Here is a 660-nt window from a genome sequence, read left to right as displayed (position 1 = left end):
GTCGTTGCCGGTGCCGCCGGTGATCGTGTTGGCAAGCGCATTGCCGGTGCCGCTGAAGCTGGCAGATCCCGTATAGGTCAGGTTCTCGACATTGACCAATGCGGCGATCGAATAAGCTGCAAGCGCCGTGCGGATTTCGTCGGTGCCGGCGCCAACCGCCTCGTTGACGATGTCGCCCGCACTGTCGACCACATAAATGTCGTTGCCGGCGCCGCCGTTCAGCGTGTCGTTGCCGATTCCGCCGTCAAGCGTGTCGTTGCCGGCGCCGCCGGTGATCGTGTTGACGAGCGTATTGCCAGTGCCGGTGAAGCTGCCGGATCCCGTATATTGCAGGTTCTCGACATTGTTGCCGAGCGTATAGCTTGAAAGCGCCGTCTTGATCAGATCGGTGCCTGCATTCAGCCCTTCGGTGACCACGTCACCAACGTCATCGACAAGATAGGTGTCGTTGCCCGCACCACCGATCAAGGTATCTGCACCGGCCGCGCCATCAAGCGTGTCATTGCCGGCGCCGCCGGTGATCGTATTGGCGAGGCTATTGCCTGTCCCGGCAAAGGCGGCCGTGCCGACGAAGCTCAGGTTCTCGACATCGCTGCCAAGCGTATAGTTCGCCAATGTCGTGCGAACCGTATCGGTTCCCTCGTCGGCCACCTCGGTGAC

The 660-nt window shown here is 61.4% G+C and carries 1 protein-coding gene; it reads right to left on the bottom strand.

Annotation, left to right across the window (positions count from 1 at the left end):
• A partial coding sequence (locus tag AC5ZG1_RS44150) for a calcium-binding protein (RefSeq protein ID WP_496136534.1) occupies nucleotides 1-660 on the bottom strand: 660 nt, incomplete at both ends.

Source organism: Bradyrhizobium sp. Leo78 (assembly GCF_059512425.1).
Note: the sequence above shows the minus strand (reverse complement) of the source record. Positions and strands in the feature narration are given on the sequence as shown.